Here is a 24,499-nt window from a genome sequence, read left to right on the forward strand (position 1 = left end):
GTGGTGCGGGCACGCTGGCGTGGCGCAACCGGTAGCGCACCTGTCTTGTAAACAGGGGGTTGGGGGTTCGAGTCCCCCCGCCAGCTCCATCGCTCAACCATTGCTTTCATGCCTCTGACCTGCGAAAATGTCGCGTATCGACGCCTCGTCGTCGCGGACATCGGGGGACAGGGATGGTCGCAACTGGCCAGAGATATCGCACGTATATAGCACGCCGACTGTTCGGAAACAGGTCGTCATGAGCGGCCAGAGGCGAGCCCGGCGCGGTTTCGGGTACATCCGCAAGTTGCCCTCCGGCCGGTACCAGGCCAGCTACATGGCGCCGGACTTCCGGCGTCTCAAGGCACCCGACACCTTCGCCTCCAAGGCCGATGCAGAGGGTTGGCTGGGCACGGAGCGCTACAAGATCATGCTGGGTGACTGGGAACGACCGGAGCCCCCGCCCAGGAGAACCGAGGCCTTCGCCGAGTTCGCGAAGTCCTGGGTCGCGACGCGCGACCTCAAGCCCCGCACCCGTGAGGGGTACCTCCATCTCCTCGAGACCTACCTGCTCCCCAGGCTGGGGCGAGAGCCCGTCGCCGACATCACGCCTGCCATGGTCAGGACGTGGTGGATATCGATGCCGGTCGAGCGGCCGACGTCGCGCGCTAGGGCGTACTCGCTCCTCAAGGCGATCATGAACACCGCAGTGAGCGACGACCTCATCGCTGCGAACCCGTGCCGCATCCGCGGCGGTTCGAGCACTCCGCGGGAACGCGAGATCCGGCCGGCGTCGATCGACGAGCTGCAGGTCATCGTCGAGCACCTTCCCGAGCGGTACCGGGCTCTCGTTCTCATCTGCGCCTGGTGTGCCCTTCGTCAGGGCGAGGTGCTCGAGCTGCGACGGTCTGACGTCGACCTCGTTCGAGGCACCATCCGCGTCGAGCGCGCCCTGACGTGGGTGCACGGCAAAGCCATTGTGGGGACACCGAAATCGGCCGCAGGCACGCGCACCGTTGCGGTGCCGCCGCACATCGAGCCAGCGATCAAGCATCACTTGTGGGAGTTCACGGCCTCGAGCCCAAAGGCGCTGCTCTTCCCGAGCGCGGATAGTGAAGCGCACCTCCAGCCGTCGACCCTCTACAAGTCCTGGCGAGCGGCGCGGGAGGCCGCTGGGCGACCGGATCTCCGACTCCACGACCTTCGGCACACGGGAGCCACCATGGCTGCCATGGCCGGCGCCACTCTGGCCGAGCTCCAGCAGCGGCTTGGCCACAGCAGCGTCAACGCGGCCCTTCGCTACCAGCACGCAGCCGCCGGACGTGATCGACAGATCGCAGACGCTCTCTCGGCGTTGGCGCGAGCTGCTGAGTCGTCCACCGCGTGAGCAGGACTCATCGAAAGTTGGGGACGCGCACGAGCAACCGGTCCACGTCGTCCGGGTCGAGCCGGATGATCCGCGGCCCGGCGCGATACGCCGTGAGCTCCCCGCACGAGATGCGGCGGCGGGGCGTCCGAGTACTGACACCGGTGCGCTCTGCCGCCTCGGCAAGGGATTCGTAGTGGCGGCGGCTTGTCTGGGTCATGGTGGCCTCCTCTGACACCCAAAGCCAACGCGCGACCGTTCGGGGACAAGCGTGGAGGACGTTGTTGCCCTCACACGTCGACGTCCGGATGTTCGACGGGACTGATCCGAGCTTTTGCGCCATCCCTGTGGCGGCGCAGAACTTCCGCGATGACCCGGATATATCTGCGTCGCCGGCGAACTTTTGCGCCGTCACGGTGACGGCCCCGAACTTCCGGAACTCCCGCTGTCGACGGTCATGCAGGACTGGACGGTGTGGTAGCCACTCCTCGACACTGATGGCGTGAGGTTGAAGCGCATCTTCCGCTCTTTCCGCGGACATCGTTGGCGTCGGTTTCGTCGCGAGAGTGAGGACATGCGCGAGTGTGTCCGCTGCGGCTATCTCGTGCGCGCCGATGCGGACCCCCCGAACATGATGAGCATGTAAGTAGGGCAGCCCCTGGCCTTGCGGACCTGCCGAGCTCCGCTATTCGGCGGGCCGGGTCACCTGCTCTTCCGTGGGATCCCGACCCATCACGCGCCTGAAGGTCCTGTACTCGTCTCGCTGCTCATCCGAGATTCGGCACTCGGGGTCTGAGCACCATCCAGAGTTCTCGGGGACGAACCATCGGCTTCGATCACGACGCGGAAACGGCCGTCCGAGCCTTCGCGGCCAGACGTGTGGCACCTCGCAGTCGGCACCAATACGGGGCATGGGTGCTCGCCGTCGCGATAGATCACGAGCAGGACGTTACGCGCGCGACGCGCGACCTTTCACTGACATGCCGCACTCCGCATAACGGGCGTCGGATGCGTTCCGGAAGGAGTGACACACCCACTGCATCCCGGTCGGGCTGAGTCGTTGTGACGATTGGGCAGAGGGGAAGTCAGCGCTCGGTAGTGCGGAGAACCAGGACGGTGCCGTCGTCGAGGAGCTTGAGCCGGCGGGCCTCGCCACCGGCTTGCTTGAGAGCCTCAGCCCACACCAGCGGGTCGGGTCGGCGGGACACCACGGGAGTCGAAGCGGAGCGGTGGGAGCGGGAAGTCACGTGCTGAGGATCCCACGGGGCGTCTGCCCTCAGCAGGAGGGTCTCTGCCGAGGCGAGGCAGGTCGGCTCTGCTTCGTTCTACCACTGCGGTTACGGCGAGGGGCGAAGTCTCTCGACCCCAGCAACGGCGCAGGTCAGGTGGGAGGGACGGGGCCAGACGGAGAGTCGTTGTGACGACTCGGGGGTTGGGTCATCGAACGCGTCGGTTGAAGGCGAGGATCAGAGCGGACATGGCCGGGAGCAGCTCGGAGACGTCGCGGTCGTAGATGCGGCCTTGGTCCAGACGGTCGGCCAGGGTGGTGAGTAACTCGGACCAGTGTTTGGCGGAGGTGGGGGACACGACGACGGGGACGGTCTCGGTCTTGGTGATTTCACGGATGACTTCGACGGGTCGGTCGACGACCTCGATGGCGACCAGGCCGGACTCGGCGGCGCGGCGTTGTTCCCAGGCGCGGTGCCGGCACGCGGGGGAGCACCACCTTGGCATCCGCCCGACTCGAGCGACCTTGATGCTGGTGCCGCACCAGCCGCAGGTGACGGTGCCGCGGTCCTTGGGGACCCGGTTCGCGATGCGCTCCAGTCGGGCGGCTTCCCGGCGTTCGTCGCGCAGCTTGATGAGGCGGGCTTGGCCGGCCTTCGCATGTCGGCGTTCGAGGTCCTTCAGTTGCATTCTCGGCTGGATCCAGTGCCCGGTCATCGCTGGCGCCTCCCTAACGTTTCTCCTCTCCCAAGGCGCAGCCGGAGTCGTTCAGGGTCAGGTCAGAGCCCGCAGAACAGATGCGTCACAACGAAACATCCAACCCGAGATGCATGAGGTGTGTGCTGGTCTGGTGATGCGTCAATCATCGGGCGCCTAGGCAGCCATGAAGCGCGCCGGGTGGGCAGAGCGGTGTCGCGGCGCAGTGTCAGGCTGCTCGTCGGACGTAGTCGCGATGGACCGGATGATTGGCCCTCGTGCTATCAGGTGTGAATCGCGACAGCAGCTAGCGCCGCGTTGAAAGCTCATCCCCCCGTGGAGGCGCCCACTTGCAACAGCGGCGCGAGGGTGTTGCGGCGCACAGCGCCGTCGTGCTTCGCCATCCGAGCCAAGAGGAAGGTCACGGCGTCGGCCGCGATGGCGGCGACAGGTTGGACGACTGTGGTGAGCGTGGGCCAGTAGACGTCGGCGAGCTCGCCGCCGTCGAAGCCGGTGACCAAGGTGTCGCGCGGGACGTCGAACCCCTTCTCGCGCAGTCGTGAGATCAGGCCCACCGCGATCTGGTCGGAGCTCGCGACGACCGCGTCGGCGAGCGGTCCGGCGGCGAGGATCGCGTCGGCGGCCGCGGCACCCGCCGCGATGCTGAACTCGCTGCGGAACGAGGAGGTGATCGTCATCTCGTGGTCGGCCGCGAGCTGCTGGACTGCAGCCCACCGCTCGACGCCGTTGGAGCTCGCGTCGTCGGTGCCGGCGTACGCGATCGTCGAGACGCCCCGCTCGGCGAGGTGCTCGACGACGAGCCCGAGGCCGACGAGGTTGTCGACGCCCACGAAGTCGGCGAGTGGCTTGTCGGTGGCCCGGTCCACCTGGACGACGGCGATGTCGCCGCCGAGGGAGCGCATCGAGGTGGCGGTCTTGCGACGGTCGGAGGGGATGAGGATGACGCCGTCGACCCGGCGGTCGCGCAGCACCTGCAGGCGCCGCGTCTCCTCCTCGACGAAGCCGTGCGAGTCGGCGAGCAGCAGCTCGTAGCCGGCGCGGTTCAGCTCCTCCTCGACGGCGTCGACGAGCCTGGCGTAGAAGGGGATCCCGATGACGGGGACGACCATGCCCACGAGCCGGCTCGACCCGTCGCGGAGCGCGCGGGCCATGGGGTTGACCCGGTAGCCCATCTCCTCGGCGATCTCGCGGACGCGCACGATCATCTCCTGTGAGACCCGCGGCTTGCCGGCGAGGGCTCGTGAAGCGGTCGCGATCGAGACCCCGGCCCGCGCGGCGACGTCGGTCAGGGTGACTGGCGAGGTGATGGCGGCTCCGTTCGGTCGACGGGCCAACCCTATTGCGTCGAGCCCCTGCGGGTGTATGGTGCGCAAAACATGCGTAAACCATTACGCACACTTTACGCAAAGGAGTGCACCTTCCTCGCGGGCTACGCGGCCGCTGCGTACTCGAAGTCGGGAGTCGTCGGGACCTTCGGCGGCGCCCAGATCCCGCCGGTCACCCTGTTCATGGACGGCTTCGTCGACGGCGTCGACTACTTCAACCAGGCGACCGGGAAGTCCGTCAAGGCCGTCGGCTGGAACAAGGCGTCGCAGACCGGGGTCTTTACCGGAGGCTTCGAGGCCGGCGTCGAGGCCAAGACCGCGGCCCAGTCGCTCCTCGACCAGGACGCCGACGTCCTCCTTCCGGTCGGTGGGCCCATCTACCAGTCCGCCGCCGAGGCGATCCGCGACAAGGGTGGCGACACCGCCCTCATCGGGGTCGACGCCGACGTCTACGAGACCGACGCCTCGGTCAAGGACCTGCTCCTCACCTCAGTCGTCAAGGGCGTCGACGCCGCGGTCGAGGACGTCGTCACCGACACCGCCGCAGGGAAGTTCACCAACGCTCCCTACGTCGGGACGCTCGAGAACAAGGGCGTGGGCATCGCGCCGTTCCACGACTTCGCCTCGAAGGTCCCCGCCGACCTGCATCAGCAGCTCGACGACATCGTCGCCAAGATCGTCGCCGGCGACCTCACGGTCACCTCGCAGTCGACGCCCAAGTGACCTCCGGGTGCCGGCCGGGCTTGCCCGGCCGGCACCCACCTTCATCACCCCTCCGCACACCACGAGGTGTCGTGCCATGAAGCTCGAACTGCGGGGCATCACCAAGCGATTCGGTGCCCTCGTCGCCAACGACCACATCGACCTGACCGTCCAGCCCGGCGAGATCCACTGCCTCCTCGGGGAGAACGGCGCCGGCAAGTCGACCCTGATGAACGTCCTCTACGGCCTCCATGCCGCCGACGAGGGTGAGGTCCTCCTCGACGACGTCGCCCAGCACTTCGACGGCCCCGGCGACGCCATGGCCGCCGGCATCGGGATGGTGCACCAGCACTTCATGCTCATCCCCGTCTTCACCGTGGCCGAGAACGTCGTCCTCGGCCACGAGGTCACCGGTCTCGGCGGGCGCCTGGACCTGTCCGACGCACGTCGGCGGGTCCGTGAGCTGAGCGACCGGTTCGGGTTCGACCTCGACCCCGACGCGCGCGTCGAGGACCTCCCGGTCGGCGTGCAGCAGCGGGTGGAGATCGTCAAGGCGCTCTCCCACGACGCCCGCGTCCTCGTCTTCGACGAGCCGACGGCCGTGCTCACGCCCCAGGAGACCGACGAGCTCATGGGCATCATGCGCGAGCTGAGGGCGAACGGCACCGCCATCGTGTTCATCACGCACAAGCTGCGCGAGGTCCGCGAAGTCGCCGACCGGATCACCGTCGTCCGCCTTGGGAAGGTCGTGGGGGAGGCCGAGCCCACCGCGTCGAACGCCGAGCTCGCCGCCCTCATGGTCGGCCGGGCCGTCGAGCTCACCGTCCGCAAGGGAACGCCGCGGCTGACCGACGACAGCCTGGAGGTCGAGGGTCTCACGGTCGTCGACGCGCGCGGCCACCTCGTGGTTCGCGACGTCTCGTTCCGAGTTCGCGGCGGCGAGGTCCTCGCCATCGCGGGGGTCCAGGGCAACGGTCAGACCGAGCTGGTGGAGGCCCTCCTCGGCCTCCTCCCGCCGGCGGCCGGGACGGTGCTCCTCGACGGGAGGTCGCTGCGCGGCCTGGGCGTGCGCCGCATCCTCGACGCCGGGGTGGGCTTCGTCCCCGAGGACCGCAAGGAGGACGGGCTGGTCGGGGAGTTCTCGATCGCCGAGAACCTCATGCTCGACCGTTCGTTCGGCGCCCCGTTCGTGCGCCGCGGCAGCGTCCAGCGTTCTGCCCTGCGGGAGTTCGCAGCGGAGAAGTCCCGCGAGTTCGACGTCCGCTCCCAGGGGATCGACACCCCCGTTGCCCGGCTCTCCGGCGGGAACCAGCAGAAGGTCGTGCTCGCGCGCGAGCTGAGCCGCGAGCTGCGGCTCTTCGTCGCCGCACAGCCCACGCGCGGGATCGACGTGGGCTCCATCGAGTTCATCCACCAGCGCATCGTCGAGACCCGCGACGCCGGCGTGCCCGTGGTCGTCGTGTCCACCGAGCTCGACGAGGTCGTCGCCCTCGCCGACCGCATCGCCGTGATGTACCGCGGACGCATCGTCGGGATCGTCCCCGCCGACACCCCCTGCGACGTCCTCGGACTCATGATGGCCGGCGAGCCGCCGGAGACCCACCTCGCCGTGGCCACCGTGCCGTCCGACGCCGAAGGGGCGATCGCATGAGCGACACGACACCGCGCACTGACACCGGTGACCGCGCCCGCAGGATCCTCACCGAAATCGTCAGTGGCTCCGCGATGATCTCCGTCCTGGCCGTGGTCCTCGCCATGGCCGCCGGTGGTGTCCTCATCGCCCTGACCGACGTCGAGGTGAAAGCCGCACTGCCGCAGGTGTTCACCGCGCCCGGGCCCGTGTTCGGGGCTGCGTGGGACGCCGTTGCCGGGGCCTACACCTCGCTGTTCCAGGGGGCGGTCTTCAACCCCCGTCGCGACGGCCTGCTCCAGCAGGTCAAGCCGCTGACCGAGACGCTGACCTTCGCCACGCCGCTCATCGCCGCGGGGCTCGGTGTGGCGCTCGCTTTCCGTGTCGGCCTGTTCAACATCGGGGGGCGCGGCCAGATGCTCGTCGCCGCGGCGTGCGCGGGCTGGGTGGGGTTCTCGCTCGACCTGCCCGTCGGCGTGCACCTCGTCGCCGCGGTGGCTGCCGGGGTCGTCGGCGGTGCGCTCTGGGGCGGGGTGGCGGGGGTGCTCAAAGCCCGGACCGGTGCCCACGAGGTGATCGTCACGATCATGCTCAACTACGTCGCGTTCTACCTCGTGTCGTACCTGCTGCGGACCCCGGTCCTCCAGGCGCCGGGCTCGAGCAACCCCAAGACGCCCCCGATCGCGGAGTCCGCGGTCCTGCCGCTCCTGCTCGGCGAGCGCTTCAACCTCACGCTCGGTTTCGTCCTCGTCATCGTCGCAACCGTGTTCGCGTGGTGGCTGCTGGACCGGTCCGCCCTCGGCTTCCGTTTCAAGGCGGTCGGCATCAACCCCGAGGCGGCCCGGGTCGCGGGCATCGACGTCAAGGGCGTGCACGTCACGGCCCTGCTGCTCGCCGGTGGGCTCGTCGGGCTGGCCGGGGTCACCCAGGTCCTCGGCCCCGCTCAGGCGGGCTTCACCTCGGGCATCGACGCGGGGATCGGCTTCGACGCGATCACCGTCGCGCTGCTGGGCCGCTCGCGCCCGTGGGGCGTGTTCGCCGCGGGCATCCTCTTCGGGGCGTTCAAGGCCGGCGGCTTCCTCATGCAGGCCGCCGAGGGTGTCCCCGTCGACATCGTCCTCGTCGTGCAGTCCCTCATCGTGCTGTTCATCGCGGCGCCGCCGCTGGTGCGTGCCATCTTCCGCCTTCCCGATCCCGCGGCCCGACGCGTGACGGCCGCCGTCCCCACGACCCCCGAGGCGGTGAGCGCGCGATGACCGCGACGACGACCTCCATCCCGACCACGTCCGTCGCCGAGACCACCACCGTGCGCGTCGGCAGCCGGCGGGCCCCGATCGCCTTCGCGGTCGCGGCGGCGGCCGCCATCCTGCTGTTCGTCGTGTTCGGTCGTACGGGTGACACGACGTTCCGACTGTCGGCACCCACGGATCTCGTGCAGCTCCCTCCGCTCGTCGTGCCGGCCCGGACCACGACCGCACTGCTCACGGCGGCGCTCGTCGCCCTGGCGGTGTTCGCGGTGTGGCGCACCGCCTCCGGGCGTCGCGTGAGCCTTTGGGCCGGTGCCGGCTTCAGCGCCGTGTTCCTCGCGGCGTTCCTCACCTGGGCCGCCGCGGGGCACACGCTGCCGGTTCTGGGGCTGCTCATCGGCACCGTCGGCATCTCGACGCCTCTCGTCTTCGGCGCGCTCGGCGGCGTGATCTCCGAACGCGTCGGCGTCATCAACGTCGCGATCGAGGGCCAGCTCCTCGGCGGCGCCCTGGTGTCGGCGGTCGTCGCGTCGGTGACCGGGTCTCCCGTCGCCGGGGTGCTCGGGGCGGTCGCGGCGGGGGTCCTCGTCTCGCTGCTCCTCGCCGTCTTCGCGATCACCTACTGGGTCGACCAGGTGATCGTCGGGGTGGTGCTCAACGTCCTCGTCGTCGGCCTGACGTCGTTCCTCTACTCGACGGTCCTCACCGAGGACGCCGCGACCCTCAACGCGCCGCCGAGGTTCCGGGCCGTCGAGATCCCGGGGCTGTCGCAGATCCCTCTCATCGGTCCGACGTTCTTCCGGCAGACGGTGATCGTGTACGCGGCCTACGTCGCGGTCGCCGCCGTCTACCTCGGGCTCTTCCACACCCGGTGGGGCCTGCGCCTGCGGGCGGTCGGCGAGCACCCTCAGGCGGCCGACACCGTGGGGATCCGGGTGGGCCGCACGAGGTTCCGCGCGGTGGCCGTGGCGGGAGCCGTCGCCGGGTTCGGAGGTGCCTACTTCACCCTGGGTGCCGTCGGGTCCTTCCAGCAGGAGATGACGGCAGGCATGGGCTACATCGCCCTCGCCGCCGTGATCTTCGGCCGCTGGGACCCCGTTCGGGCCACGCTCGCCGCCCTGCTCTTCGGGTTCGCGACGAACCTCCAGTACGTGCTCAGCGTCATCGGCTCGCCGGTGCCCAGCGAGCTCATGCTCATGCTCCCCTACGTCGTCACCATCGTGGCCGTGGCCGGCCTCGTCGGCCGGGTCCGCGGGCCGGCGGCCTCGGGCCTGCCGTACGCCAGCCGATGACGGGGCCGATCGTTCCAGCCGAGTCGTCCGGGCTGGCCGCCCTCTCGGGTTCCGGGGTCGGGCGTCCCGGCGGCACCATCGCCGTCGTCGGGAGCGCGAAGCTCGACCTGGTCATACGCCAGGAACGCCTGCCTCGCCCGGGGGAGACCGTACTCGGCCGGACCTTCGACCGGGTGCCGGGTGGAAAGGGCCTCAACCAGGCGGTGGCCGCGGCCCGGGCCGGAGGGCGGGTCGCCTTCCTCGGGCGCGTCGGCGACGACGCCGAGGGACGGCAGCTGGCGCAGACCCTTCGCCCCGAGAGCGTGGACACCCACCGGCTCATCACCGACCCCACGCGCGGTACCGGCATCGCCCAGGTGTCGGTGCTCGACGGCGGCGAGAACGCGATCGTCGTCGCCGCCGGGGCCAACGCATCCTCCGACTGGTCCCCGGACGACGAGGCACTCCTCACGACGGCCGCCGCCGTCGTCGCCCAGCTCGAGCGACCGGTACCCCTCGTGCGGCGGGCGTTCGAGGCAGCCCGGGCCCTCGGGGTATTCACGGTGCTGACCCCGGCCCCGGTCAGCGCCGACGCCCTCGCGCTGCTGCCGCTCGTCGACCTCCTGCTCCTCAACGAGCACGAGGCCAGAGCCCTTGCGGCGCAGGAGGACCCACTCGCTGCAGCTCGCTCCCTCAGCCCGGGGCGCATCGTCATCCTCACGAGAGGGAGCGCCTCCACCCTCGTCGCCCACGAGGGTGCCCTCGTGCACGACGAACCGGCCCGCCCAGCCGCGGCCGTCGACACCACCGGCGCGGGCGACTGCTTCGCCGGCACCCTCGTGGCGCGCCTCGCCTCCGGCGATTCCTTCAAAGCCGCGATCGGTGCGGCCACCGTGGCGGCCTCCCTGTCGGTGGCCCGACCCGGCGCGGCGGCCTCGATGCCCACGTGGGTGGAGATCGAGGCGAATCTCGGTGGGAATGAAGCGTTCACCGGTTGATCAATCAGCGTCGCGTTCACCGGCTCAGATGCGGGAGTGGGCGTTCTACCCGCCCCGGTGCTACGGACGCTCCTTCCAGTGGGCGCGGGCTGCGTGCGGTAGTTCATTGTTGTGGGCGAGGTGCTCGTCGAGGGCGGCAGCCGCCAGGTCCGGGTCTGCCTTGCGGAAGTCGTCGACAAGGATCTGGTGCGCCTCGCGCCGCCGGTCGTGCTCGCGAGTGTCCGGATCCAACAGGCCGAACCCGATGCGGATGTAGCGTTCGCCGACTCGCCGCAGCAGAGAGAGTGGCATGACGTTCCTGTCGCACGCCAATCCGCACGTCGCACGTTCGGGGACGTTCATGCAGGTCAACGACCTGGTCGCTGTCTCGGGCGCCTTGTAGACAGGGGGTTGGGGGCTCGAGTCCCCTCCAGCTCCACCGCTCGTGCAGAACCGCAGCGGCCTCCGCTGGAGGACCGCTCGGTGCTCAGCGGTTCACGTGCAGGACGCCTCGGGCGCCTCGTTCCGCGTCGGCCATGACGTGGGTGACGAACGGGTAGTCGCCCGCCTCTGGGAACGTCAGCTCGACGAAGCCTCCTTGGGCGGCAGCAAGGTCGAGGACCTGACTGCCGCCCTTGTCGCTACCACCAGCAGACCGCCCGTGGTCGAGCAGATAGGCCCCCTCCTTCCACACGGTGTCGAACTGCCCACCGACGACGTGGAACGCACTGCCGCGGTTGGGCCCTGCGGCCAGCACCCAGAGCCGGACCCGCTCACCAGCCAGTGCCTCCAGAGGTCGGGCCGCGTACTGGTTGGCGACACCGTTGAACACGACCGCGTCAGGGGTGTCGGCCGCGGCCGAGGAGGCGTCGACCTCGCGGGCCGGCGACTGGCCGTCGCCATCGAGGTGGACCTCGGACTGGACGAGGAGATAGCTCCGGTCCACCTCGGGCAGGCCGTCGGGCTCGATGACGACCGCCCCGGCCATCCCGGCGGCGATGTGCGCCGACATCGGCATCGTCGAGCAGTGGTACATCCACACGCCTGCTCGCCGTGCCGTGAACTCGTAGACGAGGGAGCCGCCCGGCGGGACTGTCCGCATCACGGCTCCTGGGTCGCGCTCGCCCGCGTGGAAGTCGACCGAGTGACCCATCGACGCCCGGTTGACGAGGGTCACGACGAAGCGGTCGCCGACCCTGCCGTGGAGCGTCGGGCCGGGCACCGACCCACCGAAGGTCCACCGTCGTTGGCGCACGCCCGGGGCCACCTCGAGCTCGACCTCCTCGACGGTGAGGGTGGCCCGGTGCACCCGCTCAGCGGTGAGCGGAGGCAGAGCGGCGGGTGCCGCGGAGAACGAGGGGTCGAACGTCCCGCCGAGGTCGACCGGGCCGGCTTGTCGGGACTGCTCCGACGCGACCTCGCCGCCGTGCGCTTGGCCGCCGCTCTGGGGGGCGCCGGTGACGACGACGTCGAGCACCATGCCCATCTGGCGGTGCCCCACGACGGTGCACCACCCACGGGCCGACGCCCCCACGACTCCGGCGTCGACGGTCGCCGACCGGCCCGGCATCACCCGGCCGCTGTCGACGCCGTCGCCGAAGCTGAGGTCATGGGGCGAGCCGCCGTCGACGTTGACGAGGTCGATGACGAGGCGGTCGCCGTAGGGCACCGACAGCGTCGCCGGCTCGAAGCGCATGTCGTGGGCCTCGACGCGCACCCGGGTCGTGTGCCCCGTGGCCGCGACCGAGACGGCGCCGCGGAGCCCGGAGCCGCCCGAGCCGGCGGCGAGGAGGCCTGCAGCGTCCGGGTCGGCGGCGACGCCGAGGGACACGGCCACCGCGAGGCTGGCCGCGGCGGCCACGAGCTGTGGTCCCGATCGCCACCGGCGGTCGTCCGCCAAGGCCGTGGGTGGAGTAGGTCGGGTCCCCTCGGCCTTCGCCCGTGCGACGTCGGCGACGAGCTGGCGGCGTGCCGCGACGGCGGCGCGCACGGCACGGAGGAGGAGCGGCACGAACGCGGCGAGGGCGGCGAGCACGAGGACCGACACCCCGACGCGGACGGCACTGGGGACCGGGAGGAGGCACAGCACCAGACCGGCGTTGACGACCACGAGGCGCCACACCCCGCCCTTCTCGAACCAGGCCGCCGCGGCACGCCCGACCGAGGGGCCACCGCCGAGCACGGTCGGGATGAGGTGCGCCAGGGCGCCGGGGAGGAGCTGCCCCGCCAACCCCACGGCGACGACGGTGGCGACGAGCCCGTAGGAGTCGGCGACCGCCTGCCACGAGCTGCTGGAGGCCAGCCGCCAGGCGACGGCGCCGACGGCGACGACTCCCCAGGCGAGTGACGCGACCACAGACCGCGTCGCGAACGAGCGCGGCGCTGCCTGTCGGACCGGAGCGAGGAGGGCGCGGCCCCACCACCCGAGTCCGGCCGCGTAGCCTGCGAGGCCGGTCAGGGCCACCCACCGCATTCCCGAGACGGCGCCCACCACCAGCACCGTCACGCCCACGAGAAGGACCGGAAGCGCCTGTCGCGCAAGCCGTTCCGCACGGTCGTCCATCCTCGTGCGGAGCATCGTGGGCCACAGCGTCACGAGTGTCCCGGTGACGGTGAGGCCGATCCAGCCGAGCACCATCGTCATCGAGTGGGCCACGAGGACGCGCCCGTGCAGATCGTCGTCGAGGCCACGGGCGAGCCAGGCCCCGAACCCGGCACCGACGGGCACGCAGGCGGCGGCGGCGAGGTAGTAGCGGACGGTGATGCGGAAGCGGCCCGGAAGGGCTCGCCGCAGCCGGCGCCACAGCTGGGCGCCGTGCCAGACGACGGCGAGCGAGACGCCGACGGCGCCGAGGACGGTGAGTGGCCAGAAGCCGGTCGGGACGCCGACGAGGACGAGGGTCGCGCCCACGAGGAGGAGGGCGATGCGGCGGTTCTGCCACGCGCGGTCGTCGATCGTCGGCGGGGTCTTGAGCAGTGCCTGGGTGAAGTGGGTGCTCCACACCATCGCGGAGTGGGTGAGCGCACCGAGGAGGACGAGGTGCACCATGAGCCACCGCGAACCGGGGACGAACGGGTGGACGAGCGCGACGACCACCGCCAGGGTCATCCAGACCAGCCCGGGCCGGTCGCGGAGAGGCCACGAGAGGCGCGACGGGGTGGGGGAGGCGGTGCTCATCAGGGCTCCATGGGTCGGGACCGCACGAGGTGTCGCGGGCGGGTGGGCGCAGGAGCGGGGGCGGCGGACGGCACCCGACCGGCGCGCACGGTCAGCAGGACGGTGAGGGGGAGGAGGACGAGAGCGGCGGCCGTCGCGTAGCCACCCACCGCGGTCACGGTCGTGGAGCCCGCGAGGTCGCCGGCCACGCGGACGGCGAGGCCGCCGTGGAGGGCCGCGAGCGGCACCCAGAGCGCCGGCCGGTAGGGCATCGGGAGGCGGATGACCGCAGGCAGGATCACCGGGGCGTGGGCGAGGACCATGCTCATCGTGAAGCCGAGGAACACCGCGTGGACGACCACGTCGTGCAGCCCGTGCCCGGATGCGGGGAGGACGCCGGCTGCGACCCAGGCGAGACCGGCGGCCCCGAGCCAGGCGTAGCCCGCGAGCATGGCGGCCGCGGCGAACCGCGGCAGGCCGGTGCCGTGGATCGTCCGCCGGGCGACGTCGCGGGGCGCCAGCCATCCGACGAGAGCCAGGAGGGAGGCGCCCACGGCAACCGTGCCCGCCGCGGGGGCGAGCAGCGTGCCGACCGTGGAGCCGGCGAGCAGGATGGCGAGGGTGACGAGGACCCGCCCCGCGGACGCGCTCAGGTGCAGGCGGGCCAGCTCGACGCGCTCGGCGAGGATCGTCAGGACGACGAAGCCGACGAGCAGCGGCACGACGACCGACGCCTCCAGGCGGACCCAGAGCAGGGCCGCGATCGCCGCGAGCAGGGCCCCGAGCACCTGGACGAGGACCTCGTCGTCACGACGCCTGCGCCACAGAGCCGTCAGCACGAGGACGAGGGCGACGGTGCCGTCGAGGAGGAGGACCTGCCCGACCGTCAGGGGGAGGCCGGCGGCGAGGACGAGTGCGCCGGCCCCGAGCAGCGCCGGCGCGGCGTACCCGAGGGGTGACCGGAGTGCGACGGCGCGCTCGAGGGCGATGAGCGTGCCGAGGACGCCCAGGACCATGAGGGGCCCGTGGACCTCGGGGAGGTGCTGGGCCGACACGGGGGCGGCGATGCCCAGGCGCAGCAACCCGGCGTCGATCCCGGCGAGGAGGGCGATCCCCGCGGGGGCGAGCAGCACGGTCCGGCCGGGCGTCCTCATCGTCGGTGTCCTCGCGGGGCCTCAGTGCGGGTGGGCATGCGCGTGGGGATGCGCGTGGTCGTGACCGTGGTAGTGGTCGCCGTCGTGCTCGTGGCCGTGGTCGTGCGCCGGCGAGCGGGCCGAGGTGAGGGCGTCCACGCGCTCCCACTCCGGCCCGGCGAACCGCACGGCGGCCGCCGGGAACAGCCCGTTCTCCTCGCGGTCGATGTGCGCGCGCAGGGCACGCTCGAAGGCGGGAAACGTCTCGTAGCCGCCGGCGGCCACCTGGTCGAGGAGCCGGTCGAGGTCCTCGTGCTCCCCACAGAGCCGCGCCACGGGGTCCGCGAACTCCGGATCCTCGGCGAGCACGGCGAACAGCCCGGTCTCCTCGGCGACCGTGTGCGGGTACAGGAGCCGGCGAAGGGCGTCGGCCGTGGTGGCCACCCGCCGGGGCTCGCGCGTCGCGACCGCCCGGCGCAGGTCACCGCAGGCGTTGACGACCTCGACGTGCTCGGCCATGAACCGGCCGACGACATCGATGGCCTCACAGCCGCAGTGGGAGCACATGACGCTCGCCGGCTCAGCCGCGCGTCAGCCGGAGCCGCCAGGCGTCCGGGCCCTCGACGAGGTAGGTGACCTGCAGGGGTCCGTCGCGGTCGGCCAGCTGGGCCAGCAGCGGCTTGGGGTCGTGGGGCGCCACGATGACGAGGGACCCACCGGCGGGGATGGCCGACCAGGCGCCGAAAACCGTGGCGTGGCGGATGGCGTGCGGGATGGCGCGGACGTCGAGCTCGGGGGACTCCGTGGAGGTCTCACCGCAGCCGCAGGTGCCGTGGCCGTGGGTCTCGGTGAGGGGGATGCTCGCGCGTGTGTTCATGGGGCTTGGTCTCCGGTTCGATATTTATTACGATGACATAGTGAAAAATACTCCGTCGATGGGTCCGGCTCCAACTCGGACCTCCCCGCCGGCTCACGGCGAGGCCGAGGAGCCGGCACGCAGCCGTCTCCTCGAGCGCCTCGCCGCGCGCGCCGGCGAACCGGTGACGGTCGGTGCCCTCGTCGAAGCGGTCGGCGGGCACCAGAACACGACCCGACACCACCTCCGCACCCTCACCTCCGCGGGGCTGGTGGAGCCGGTCCCGCTCCCGCCCGCGGGGGGCCGCGGGAGGCCGTCCACGGGGTGGGTCCTCACCGAGCGTGGCCGCGACACGACTGCCCGTCCGGACGCGGCCGCGGAGGAGTACGTGGCGCTCGCGGCCGCCTTCGCCGAGCGCCTCGCACAGCGGGGCGGCGACCCCGGCGAGGACGCCCGTGCCATCGGCCGCGCCTGGGGAGCGGGTCTCGCTGCTCGTCACCCGGGTGGGCAGGCCGCTGGCGACGAGGGCGGGTCGACATCTGATGCCGTGGGAGCCGTCGCCCGCCTCACCGGCCTGCTCGACCGGCTCGGCTTCTCGCCGGAGCGCGAGGACACCGGGGGTGAGTCCACCGGTCCCGCGCTCCTCCTGCGCACGTGCCCCCTCCTGGACACTGCGCGCCGCCACCCGGAGGTCGTGTGCCAGGTCCACCTCGGGTTGGCCACCGGCGCCCTCGAGGAGCTCGGGGCCGACCCCGAGGGCCTGCGACTGCGTCCGTTCGACCGTCCAGGGGCGTGCGTCCTGGCGCTGCCCGCCAGACTGGGCGTGTGAGCGACCTGCACGAGCCATCGGACCTCGACTCGTCCGCGGACGTCACGGCCGTCGTCCTCGCCGGCGGGTCGTCGCGCCGGTTCGGGTCCGACAAGCTGGGTGCCGCGCTGCGCGGCTCGACCGTGCTCGACGAGGCGCTGGACGGGCTCCCGCACCACTGGCCCGTCGTCGTCGTCGGTGCTGAGCGGACGACGCGACGCCCGGTGACGTGGACCCGCGAGGACCCACCCGGCGGAGGTCCGCTCGCGGGAGTGGCGGCCGGGATCGACCTCGTGGCGACCCACCTCGTCGTCGTCCTTGCGGGCGACATGCCCGACGGCGGACCGGTCACCGCGCGCCTCGTGGAGGCGCTGCGCCACGCGCCCCCGGAGGTCGGCGCCGTCGTGGCGGTCGACGACGAGGACCACGCGAACCCGCTGCTCGCCGCCTACCGCGCAAGGATGGTCCGGGCCGTCCTTCCGGACCCGGCGCACGACCGTCCGGCGAAGACGCTCCTCACGGTGCCGCACACCGGGCTGCGGGTGGGTGGCACGGGGGCGTCCGACGTGGACACCCCCGCCGACCTCGCCGCGCTCAGCTCCTCTTGGGGGCCCCCGGGCGGGCGTAGCGCCACCACGTGATGCCGACGCACATGGCGGCCCACGCGATACCGATCGCGTAGAACACCACCGGACCGAGCGTCGTCACGCCCACCCCGAAGAAAAAGGGGCCGAAGGCGGCGATGGCGGCGGTCCACCCGATGACCCCGCCGGCCTGGCGACGCTCGAAGATCATCGGCATCTGCTTGAAGGTCGAGGCGTTGCCGATGCCGCTGAACAGGAAGATCGCGAGCATCCCCCAGAGGAACTGCCCGAAGCCGGCGTCGAGGGCTGCGGCGGAGGAGGTGTCCGGCGTCAGGGCCGGGATCGTGAACGCGATGGCACCGATGAGCCCGACACCCGAGACGAGCGTCCAGACGGCCCCGCCCATCCGGTCGGTCAGGGGCGCGAAGAGCACCCGTGCTCCGGCACCGACGAGCGGCCCCAGGAAGACGTACTTGACCGCGTCCGGCACGGCGTAGCCGTCGATGAGCAGCTGGGCCGAGGCGCCCGCCCCCTTGACGATCTCCTCGTTGCCCGCGCCGTACAGGTTGGTCATGAGGAGGCCGAACTGCGCGGCCAGGCCCGAGAAGGTCCCGAAGGTCATGATGTAGAGCAGGGTCATCCACCAGGTGTCCTGGGTCTTGAAGATGTCGAACTGCTGCCGGATGTTCGCCGTGACGGGGACCGACCGGAGCATCGTCCAGGCGAGGACCGCACCGACGACCATGAGCGGGATCCACACGAGCGCCGCGTTCTGGAACCAGACCGTCGTCGGCGGCTTGCCCGGTGCGGCCATCTGCTGGCTGCCCCCGAACACCGCTAGGGCTGACAGGGCGATGAGGTAGGGGGTCAGCAGCTGGACGAGCGAGACGCCGAAGTTGCCGAGCCCGGCCTGCAGGCCCAGGGCCGTCCCCTGCATCCGTCGCGGGAAGAAGTACGACGTGCTCGGCATGAACCCCGAGAACGCACCACCGCCGATGCCGGCGAGGAAGGCCAGCACCATGAGCTCCCAGTAGGGGGCCGTCGGCGACTGGACGCGCACGCCCCAGCCCAGGGTGGAGGCCACCAGCAGCAGCGTCGTCAGTGACACGAGCTTGCGCGTGCCCATGATGGGCGGCAGGACCATCCACACGAGGCGGAACAGACCGGCGGCCAGGCCCGGCATCGCGGCCATCCAGTACAGCTGCTCCTTGCTGAAGTCGTAGCCGAGCGCACCGAGCTTGGGGATGATCGCGCTGGGGAGGAACCACGCGGCGAAGGCGAGGGTGAGGCAGAAGGTCGTGATCCAGAGGGTGCGCCAGGCGAGCCCCCTGTCCCAGGTCGCCTCGTCCTCGGGGTCCCAGGCCTCGAGCCATTCGCGCTTGCGGGTCGTCGCGGGTGCGCTGCTCATGTCGGTCTCTCTCTCGGCCGGTGTCCGGCGGTCGGCGTGGTGGTGCGTGGGCGGTCGGGGGTCGGTCAGCCGGCGACGGGCTGCTCGAGGTGGCGGGCGAGGGTCGGCGCCTCGCGGTGGAGCATGTGGACGACGGTCCAGTGCATCCACAGCGCACACGTCGCGGTGAGGAGGAAGAGGACGAAGAACGTCGAGCTGGGGAAGCCGGACCACTCCTTCGTGTAGGCGAAGAGCGGCGGCAGGAGGAAGCCGCCGAGACCGCCGAACATCCCGACGAGCCCTCCGACGGAGCCGACGTTGTCGGGGAAGTACTCGGGGATGTGCTTGTAGACGGCGGCCTTCCCGACGCCCATGGCGCACCCGAGGAGGAAGACCGTCGTGGCGAAGGGCCCGAGCCTCATGGCGTAGGCGAGGTGCTCGCTCTCCCGCCCGTCGGGGTGGGAGATGACGAGGTGGCCGTTCGGCATCATGAGCAGCCCGGTCGTGACGAGCATGACCCCGAAGGTGCCGTACATGACCCGCCGGGCGCCGAACCGGTCGGAGAACCAGCCACCCACCGGGCGCAGGAGCGAGGCGGGGAAGATGAAGGTCGCGGTGAGGAGCGCGGCCGTGCTCAGCTCGACCCCGAAGTTGTCGACGTAGTACTTCGGAAGCCAGGCGGACAGTGCGACGTACGCCCCGAAGACCGCGGCGTAGTAGAGCGAGAAGCGCCAGACGCGGACGTGCCGGAGGGGTGCGAGCATGTCGCGCAGCGGTCTTCCCGCACCGGCTCTCCGGTCGTGCCGGGGTACGACGGCGAGGGTGAGGATCGCGACGGCGACGAGAGCCACCGAGTAGATGGCGGGGAAGATGCGCCAGCCGCCGGGGACGATCCCGAGGTAGGTCGCTCCGGCAGTCGCGGTGAGGACGGTGGGGACGAGGACGAGCAGCAGCTTGGTCACCGAGGCGCCGACGTTCCCGGCGCCGAAGACCCCGAGCGCGAAACCCTGTCGCTCCTTCGGGAACCAGGCTGCGTTCCATGCGATCCCGACGCTGAACAGGTTTCCGGCGAACCCGACGAGGAACGCGAGGAGGAGGAGCGTCCCGTATCCCGAGGCCTGGGTGAGGAGGAAGCAGGGGATGGCGGTGAGGAGGAGCATCGCAACGGTGACGACACGCCCTCCGACCCGGTCGGCGAGCATCCCGGCGGGCAGCCGCCAGAGCGAGCCGTTGAGGACGGCGACGGCGGAGATCCAGGCGAGCTCGGGGTCGGTGAGGCCCAGCTCCTTCTGGATCGGGACGCCGAGGATGCCGAACATCAGCCACACCGCGAACATCAAGGTGAAGGCCGTCGTCGACATGACGAGGACGCGGGTGGCGCCGGCCGGGACGCGGGTGGCGACGGTGCCCGCCGGTGTTCGGATCTGGGTGCTCACTGTGCTCCTCCGAAATGGATGAGGGTCATCCTCCAAAACGTGGCCCGCTCGCTCCACTCGAGCGACCGGCAAGCGTCCTGTTGCCTACTACGACAAATAGTAGTAGCGTCAATTTGCGACAGCGTCAACCCGAAACGATCAGCGAGACGAAGCTCTCCCTCATTGCTACGGTGAGACCGAAGACGGAGGAACTGTGTCCTCCATTTCTCTGCGGAGGGCGTTCATGGGTGGTCAGTCGGATCCGGTGGCCGCCTTGCTCGAGTCGCCCGTGCGGCGCGCACTGATCGACACCCTGACCGAGGCCGAACGGTCCGAACAGGGGGCCGGCCGGACCGCGGCCGAGCTCGCGTCGCACGTCGGGCTGCACCTCACGACCGTGCGCTTCCACCTCGACCAACTCGTGGCGGCAGGCGCCGTGAGCAGCGAGTTCCGCTCGCACCGCGGCGCGGGTCGGCCGCGCAAGGTCTACACCGTCGTCGCGGGTGCCACGAGCGGGCGCCCGGAGGTCGAGTCGCTGCGCCTGCTGAGCAGCCTGCTCGTCGAGGCGCTCGCGGGCACGCTCCACGGCGAGCGGCTGACCCCGGCCGAGGCCGGTCGCCGCTGGGCCCTCGAGCACGTGCCGGTGGCTGCCGACGACCGTCCGGCCGAGTCGCCGGGCCGGTGGCTCGGCAAGCTCGCCCAGGTCGTCGACGTCCTCCACGAGTGGGGGTACACCCCCGAGCTCGCCACGTCGCGCGGTGGTCGGTCGGCCGACATCACGTTGTCACACTGTCCGTTCCACGAGCTCGCTCGCGCGAACGAGGCCGTCGTCTGCGGTATCCACCGGGGGCTCATCGCGGGGTCACTGGAACGGCTGGGCGAGACCAACGCCCGCGTCACCCTCGAGCCGTTCGTCGGTCCCGACTCCTGCGTCGCCCACATCACGACCACCACCGCGTTCCGCGCCCCTGCCACGAAGGAGACCGCATGAGCACCGCCGGACTCGACGGACCCCTGACCGACGCCCTGGTCGGCACCCGGCGGTTCTTCACCCGAGGGGAGGTCTCGCCCGACCACCGGGCGCTGCACCGCAAGGGCGGCCGGGCGGGCGACGCGTTCTACCGCGACCGCTGGAGCCACGACAAGGTCGTCCGCTCCACGCACGGAGTCAACTGCACCGGCTCCTGCTCGTGGAAGGTGTACGTCAAGGACGGCATCATCACCTGGGAGGCGCAGCAGACCGACTACCCCTCCACCGGCCCCGACCGCCCCGAGTACGAGCCACGGGGCTGCCCGCGAGGTGCGGCCTTCTCCTGGTACACCTACTCACCCACCCGCGTCCGCTACCCCTACGTGCGTGGCGTCCTCCTCGAGATGTACCGCGAGGCCAAGCGGGCGGTGGGCGGCGACCCGGTCGTGGCGTGGGCGTCCGTCGTACAGGACCCCGAGAAGGCCCGCCGGTACAAGTCGGCCCGCGGCAAGGGGGGGCTGGTCCGCTCGACGTGGGAGGAGGTCGTCGAGATCATCGCGGCCGCCCACGTCTACACCGTCAAGCGCTGGGGCCCCGACCGCATCGCCGGGTTCTCGCCCATTCCCGCGATGTCTCCGGTGTCGTACGCGTCCGGCGCGCGCTTCCTCGAGCTCATCGGCGCACCGATGCTCTCGTTCTACGACTGGTACGCCGACCTGCCGAACGCCTCGCCGCAGATGTTCGGCGACCAGACCGACGTCCCTGAGTCGGGGGACTGGTGGGACGCCGGCTACCTCATGATGTGGGGCTCCAACGTGCCCATGACCCGCACCCCCGACGCCCACTGGATGGCCGAGGCCAGGTACCGCGGGCAGAAGGTCGTGGCCGTCTCGCCCGACTACGCCGAGAACGTCAAGTTCGCCGACGAGTGGGTCCCCGCCGCCCCCGGGACCGACGGCGCCCTCGCGATGGCGATGGGTCACGTCATCCTCAAGGAGTTCTTCGTCGACCAGCAGGTGCCGTTCTTCGTCGACTACAACCAGCGCTACACCGACCTGCCCTTCCTCGTCACCCTCGAGCCCGACGGGTCCGGTACCGGGTACCGGCCCGGCAAGTACGTCGTGGCCGGCGACCTCGACGTCCCGGAGGCGAGCAGCGAGAACGCGATGTGGAAGCCGGTGCTCCTCGACAGCCGCACCGGTGAGGTCGCCGTGCCGCAGGGATCCATCGGGTTCCGGTACGGCGAGGAGGGCTGGGGGCGGTGGAACCTCGACCTCCAGGGCATCGAGCCCGTCCTCACGCTGCACGGCACCGCGGGTGCCGCGGAGCCGGTCGAGGTCGTCCTGCCCCGCTTCGACACCGCGGACGGCTCCGTCGCGCACGTGACCCGCGGGGTCCCGGTCCGCCGCATCGGCGACCGGCTCGTCACGACGGTGCTCGACCTGCTCCTCGCCCAGTACGGCGTCGGGAGGGAGGGACTGCCCGGAACCTGGCCCCGGGACTACGACGACCCCTCGACGCCGGCCACGCCCGCCTGGCAGGAGGAGATCACCTCCGTGCCGTCGGAGCAGGTCGCGCGGATCGCCCGCGAGTGGGCGCAGAACGCGATCGACACCGAGGGCCGCGGCATGATCCTCATGGGCGCCGGCACCAACCACTGGTTCCACTCCGACCAGATCTACCGGGCGATGCTGCTCCTCACGACGATCACCGGCTGCCAAGGGCGCAACGGGGGTGGCTGGGCCCACTACGTCGGGCAGGAGAAGGTCCGGCCCATCATGGGCTTCCAGCACATGGCCTTCGCCCTCGACTGGCACCGGCCGCCGCGGCACATGAACCAGACCGCCTACTGGTACGTCAACACCAGCCAGTACCGCTACGACACCTTCACCGCCGACGAGGTCGACGCGGGGACCGGCATCTTCGCCGGCAAGGGCGTCATGGACCTCCTCGCCCAGTCGGTCCGTCTGGGCTGGACGCCGAGCTACCCGACCTTCGACCGCAGCAGCCTGGCGATCGCCGACGACGCCGATGCGGCGGGGATGGAGCCGGCCGACTACGTCGTCGACCAGCTGCGCTCGGGCGCACTGAAGTTCGCCGTCGAGGACCCCGAGGCCGAGGAGAACCATCCCCGCGTCCTCAGCCTGTGGCGTGCCAACCTCCTCGGGTCCAGCGCCAAGGGCAACGAGTACTTCCTGAAGCACCTCCTCGGCACCGACAACGCGGTGACCGCAGCCCAGGCGCCGGCCGAGAAGCGGCCGCAGGGCATCACCTGGCCCGAGGAGGTCCCCGAGGGCAAGCTCGACCTGCTCATGACGATCGACTTCAGGATGACGAGCTCGACCCTCTTTTCCGACGTCGTCCTCCCGGCGGCCACCTGGTACGAGAAGCACGACATCAACACCACCGACATGCACCCCTTCGTGCACTCGTTCAACCCGGCGATCGCCCCGCCGTGGCAGGCGAAGACGGACTGGGACGCGTGGAAGGAGATCGCGAAGCGGTTCTCCGAGCTTGCGGTCGACCACCTCGGAACCCGTCGTGACGTCGTGGCGAAGCCCTTGTGGCACGACACCCCCGAGGCGATGGCCAGCGTCCACGGCGTGGTGCGCGACTGGCGCACCGGCGAGGTCGACCCGGTGCCGGGGAAGACCATGCCGGTCCTCGTCGTCACCGAGCGCGACTACCCCGCCGTGTACGACAAGATGACCTCGATCGGCCCGCTCATGGAGAAGGTCGGCATGCTCACCAAGGGCGTGCCCTACGACGTGAAGCGCGAGATCGAGGTGCTGCGGACGCGCAACGGGGTGGCGTCCCGGGGGGCCGGCGCCGGCCAGCCCCGGCTCGAGACCGACATCCACGTGGCCGACGCCATCCTCCACCTGTCCGGGACGACGAACGGGCACCTGGCCACCCACGGGTTCACGAACGTCGAGAAGCGAACCGGCACACCGTTGCACGACCTCGCGGCCGAGCACGAGGGCAAGCAGATCACGTTCGCCGACACCCAGGTCGCTCCCGTCCCGGTCATCACCTCACCGGAGTGGTCCGGTTCGGAGTCCGGTGGCCGGCGGTACTCGCCGTTCACCATCAACATCGAGCGACTCAAGCCGTTCCACACCCTCACGGGGCGGCAGCAGTTCTACCTCGACCACGACTGGATCCTGGGAATGGGTGAGGCGCTGCCGGTGTACCGGCCACCGCTCAACATGACCCAGCTGTTCGGCGAGGCCGCGATCGGCGAGCAGAACGCGCTCGGGGTGTCGGTGCGCTACCTCACGCCGCACAACAAGTGGTCGATCCACAGCGAGTACCAGGACAACCTCTTCATGCTCTCGCTCTCGCGAGGCGGGCAGTCGATCTGGCTGTCGGACGTCGACGCGGACAAGATCGGCGTCCGTGACAACGACTGGATCGAGGCGGTCAACCGCAACGGCGTGGTCGCGGCCCGGGCGATCGTCTCGCACCGGATGCCCGAGGGCACCGTCTACATGCACCATGCGCAGGACCGGCTGATCGACGTGCCGCTGACGGAGCGCGACGGCAAGCGGGGCGGGATCCACAACTCCCTCACGCGAATCATGATCAAGCCCAGCCACATCATCGGCGGCTACGCGCAGCTGTCGTACTTCTTCAACTACATCGGGCCCACCGGCAACAACCGGGACGAGGTCACGATGATCCGCCGCCGGACCAACCAGAACGTGGAGTACTGATGTCACCCCACGAGGTTCGCCCACGCAGAGCG

The 24,499-nt window shown here is 70.9% G+C and carries 20 protein-coding genes and 1 tRNA gene; 11 read left to right on the plus strand and 10 right to left on the minus strand.

The annotated features are described in order from the left end of the window. Positions 1 to 13 precede the first annotated feature (13 nt). Positions 14 to 89 (plus strand) — tRNA-Thr (locus tag ACK8HX_RS07915). 149 nt (positions 90 to 238) lie between these two features. After that, positions 239 to 1,366: a tyrosine-type recombinase/integrase gene (locus tag ACK8HX_RS07920; protein WP_411940134.1), complete on the plus strand. Its 1,128-nt coding sequence runs from the start codon at positions 239 to 241 to the stop codon at positions 1,364 to 1,366. Positions 1,367 to 1,373: 7 nt separating this feature from the next. Here ACK8HX_RS07920 and ACK8HX_RS07925 read toward each other — a convergent pair whose 3' ends face one another. The 3 genes from ACK8HX_RS07925 to ACK8HX_RS07935 form a co-directional block, all read right to left on the minus strand. Continuing rightward, positions 1,374 to 1,565: an excisionase family DNA-binding protein gene (locus tag ACK8HX_RS07925; RefSeq protein WP_411940135.1), complete on the minus strand. Its 192-nt coding sequence runs from the start codon at positions 1,563 to 1,565 to the stop codon at positions 1,374 to 1,376. A gap of 1,217 nt (positions 1,566 to 2,782) precedes the next feature. Then, the gene (locus tag ACK8HX_RS07930) at positions 2,783 to 3,289 is read right to left on the minus strand and encodes a hypothetical protein (RefSeq protein ID WP_411940136.1); all 507 of its coding nucleotides are present in this window, start codon (positions 3,287 to 3,289) and stop codon (positions 2,783 to 2,785) included. A 305-nt stretch (positions 3,290 to 3,594) separates the two neighbouring features. Further along, complete coding sequence (locus ACK8HX_RS07935) at positions 3,595 to 4,662, minus strand: LacI family DNA-binding transcriptional regulator (RefSeq protein WP_411940137.1); 1,068 nt, start codon at positions 4,660 to 4,662, stop codon at positions 3,595 to 3,597. 3 nt (positions 4,663 to 4,665) lie between these two features. Between ACK8HX_RS07935 and ACK8HX_RS07940 the strand changes: the two genes are divergently transcribed. The 5 genes from ACK8HX_RS07940 to ACK8HX_RS07960 all read left to right on the plus strand — a co-directional run bounded on the left by ACK8HX_RS07940 (position 4,666) and on the right by ACK8HX_RS07960 (position 10,462). Further along, complete coding sequence (locus ACK8HX_RS07940) at positions 4,666 to 5,337, plus strand: BMP family lipoprotein (RefSeq protein WP_411940138.1); 672 nt, start codon at positions 4,666 to 4,668, stop codon at positions 5,335 to 5,337. Between the two features lie 76 nt (positions 5,338 to 5,413). Further along, positions 5,414 to 6,967, plus strand: a complete 1,554-nt coding sequence (locus ACK8HX_RS07945) for an ABC transporter ATP-binding protein (protein WP_411940139.1) — start codon at positions 5,414 to 5,416, stop codon at positions 6,965 to 6,967. Continuing rightward, entirely contained in the window at positions 6,964 to 8,202 is a 1,239-nt protein-coding gene (locus ACK8HX_RS07950) for an ABC transporter permease (protein ID WP_411940140.1), read from the plus strand. The genes ACK8HX_RS07945 and ACK8HX_RS07950 overlap by 4 nt, the downstream gene beginning before the upstream one ends. After that, on the plus strand, positions 8,199 to 9,485 hold the full coding sequence (locus ACK8HX_RS07955; RefSeq protein WP_411940141.1) for an ABC transporter permease: 1,287 nt from the start codon (positions 8,199 to 8,201) through the stop codon (positions 9,483 to 9,485). The genes ACK8HX_RS07950 and ACK8HX_RS07955 overlap by 4 nt, the downstream gene beginning before the upstream one ends. Continuing rightward, complete coding sequence (locus ACK8HX_RS07960) at positions 9,482 to 10,462, plus strand: ribokinase (RefSeq protein WP_411940142.1); 981 nt, start codon at positions 9,482 to 9,484, stop codon at positions 10,460 to 10,462. The genes ACK8HX_RS07955 and ACK8HX_RS07960 overlap by 4 nt, the downstream gene beginning before the upstream one ends. 60 nt (positions 10,463 to 10,522) lie before the next feature. Here ACK8HX_RS07960 and ACK8HX_RS07965 read toward each other — a convergent pair whose 3' ends face one another. The 5 genes from ACK8HX_RS07965 to ACK8HX_RS07985 all read right to left on the minus strand — a co-directional run bounded on the left by ACK8HX_RS07965 (position 10,523) and on the right by ACK8HX_RS07985 (position 15,608). Next, positions 10,523 to 10,753, minus strand: coding sequence for a hypothetical protein (locus ACK8HX_RS07965; RefSeq protein ID WP_411940143.1), 231 nt, complete (start codon positions 10,751 to 10,753; stop codon positions 10,523 to 10,525). A 175-nt stretch (positions 10,754 to 10,928) separates the two neighbouring features. Then, a complete protein-coding gene (locus tag ACK8HX_RS07970) occupies positions 10,929 to 13,619 on the minus strand; it encodes a multicopper oxidase domain-containing protein (protein WP_411940144.1) in 2,691 nt (896 codons plus the stop codon). Further along, positions 13,619 to 14,752: a hypothetical protein gene (locus ACK8HX_RS07975; protein WP_411940145.1), complete on the minus strand. Its 1,134-nt coding sequence runs from the start codon at positions 14,750 to 14,752 to the stop codon at positions 13,619 to 13,621. Before ACK8HX_RS07975 ends, ACK8HX_RS07970 begins: the two co-directional genes overlap by 1 nt. 21 nt (positions 14,753 to 14,773) lie before the next feature. Continuing rightward, positions 14,774 to 15,250, minus strand: a complete 477-nt coding sequence (locus ACK8HX_RS07980; protein WP_411940146.1) for a hemerythrin domain-containing protein — start codon at positions 15,248 to 15,250, stop codon at positions 14,774 to 14,776. Between the two features lie 61 nt (positions 15,251 to 15,311). Next, positions 15,312 to 15,608, minus strand: coding sequence for a DUF2249 domain-containing protein (locus tag ACK8HX_RS07985; protein WP_411940147.1), 297 nt, complete (start codon positions 15,606 to 15,608; stop codon positions 15,312 to 15,314). 40 nt (positions 15,609 to 15,648) lie between these two features. Here ACK8HX_RS07985 and ACK8HX_RS07990 point away from each other — a divergent pair, with 40 nt between their 5' ends. Both ACK8HX_RS07990 and mobA read left to right on the plus strand, forming a co-directional pair. Continuing rightward, positions 15,649 to 16,416, plus strand: a complete 768-nt coding sequence (locus ACK8HX_RS07990; RefSeq protein ID WP_411940148.1) for a helix-turn-helix transcriptional regulator — start codon at positions 15,649 to 15,651, stop codon at positions 16,414 to 16,416. Continuing rightward, positions 16,413 to 17,036 (plus strand): molybdenum cofactor guanylyltransferase, encoded by a 624-nt coding sequence (gene mobA / locus ACK8HX_RS07995; RefSeq protein ID WP_411940149.1) that lies wholly within the window; start codon positions 16,413 to 16,415, stop codon positions 17,034 to 17,036. The genes ACK8HX_RS07990 and mobA overlap by 4 nt, the downstream gene beginning before the upstream one ends. Here mobA and ACK8HX_RS08000 read toward each other — a convergent pair. Together ACK8HX_RS08000 and ACK8HX_RS08005 are read right to left on the minus strand one after the other, a co-directional pair. Next, on the minus strand, positions 16,990 to 18,387 hold the full coding sequence (locus ACK8HX_RS08000; RefSeq protein ID WP_411940150.1) for an MFS transporter: 1,398 nt from the start codon (positions 18,385 to 18,387) through the stop codon (positions 16,990 to 16,992). The genes mobA and ACK8HX_RS08000 overlap by 47 nt on opposite strands. A gap of 65 nt (positions 18,388 to 18,452) precedes the next feature. Continuing rightward, positions 18,453 to 19,802 (minus strand): MFS transporter, encoded by a 1,350-nt coding sequence (locus ACK8HX_RS08005; RefSeq protein WP_411940151.1) that lies wholly within the window; start codon positions 19,800 to 19,802, stop codon positions 18,453 to 18,455. Between the two features lie 268 nt (positions 19,803 to 20,070). Here ACK8HX_RS08005 and ACK8HX_RS08010 point away from each other — a divergent pair, with 268 nt between their 5' ends. Then, positions 20,071 to 20,772: a helix-turn-helix transcriptional regulator gene (locus tag ACK8HX_RS08010; protein WP_411940152.1), complete on the plus strand. Its 702-nt coding sequence runs from the start codon at positions 20,071 to 20,073 to the stop codon at positions 20,770 to 20,772. Further along, a complete protein-coding gene (locus tag ACK8HX_RS08015; RefSeq protein ID WP_411940153.1) occupies positions 20,769 to 24,467 on the plus strand; it encodes a nitrate reductase subunit alpha in 3,699 nt (1,232 codons plus the stop codon). The genes ACK8HX_RS08010 and ACK8HX_RS08015 overlap by 4 nt, the downstream gene beginning before the upstream one ends. The last annotated feature ends 32 nt before the right edge of the window (positions 24,468 to 24,499 follow it).

Source organism: Oryzobacter faecalis (assembly GCF_046764005.1).
Lineage (GTDB): Bacteria > Actinomycetota > Actinomycetes > Actinomycetales > Dermatophilaceae > Oryzobacter > Oryzobacter faecalis.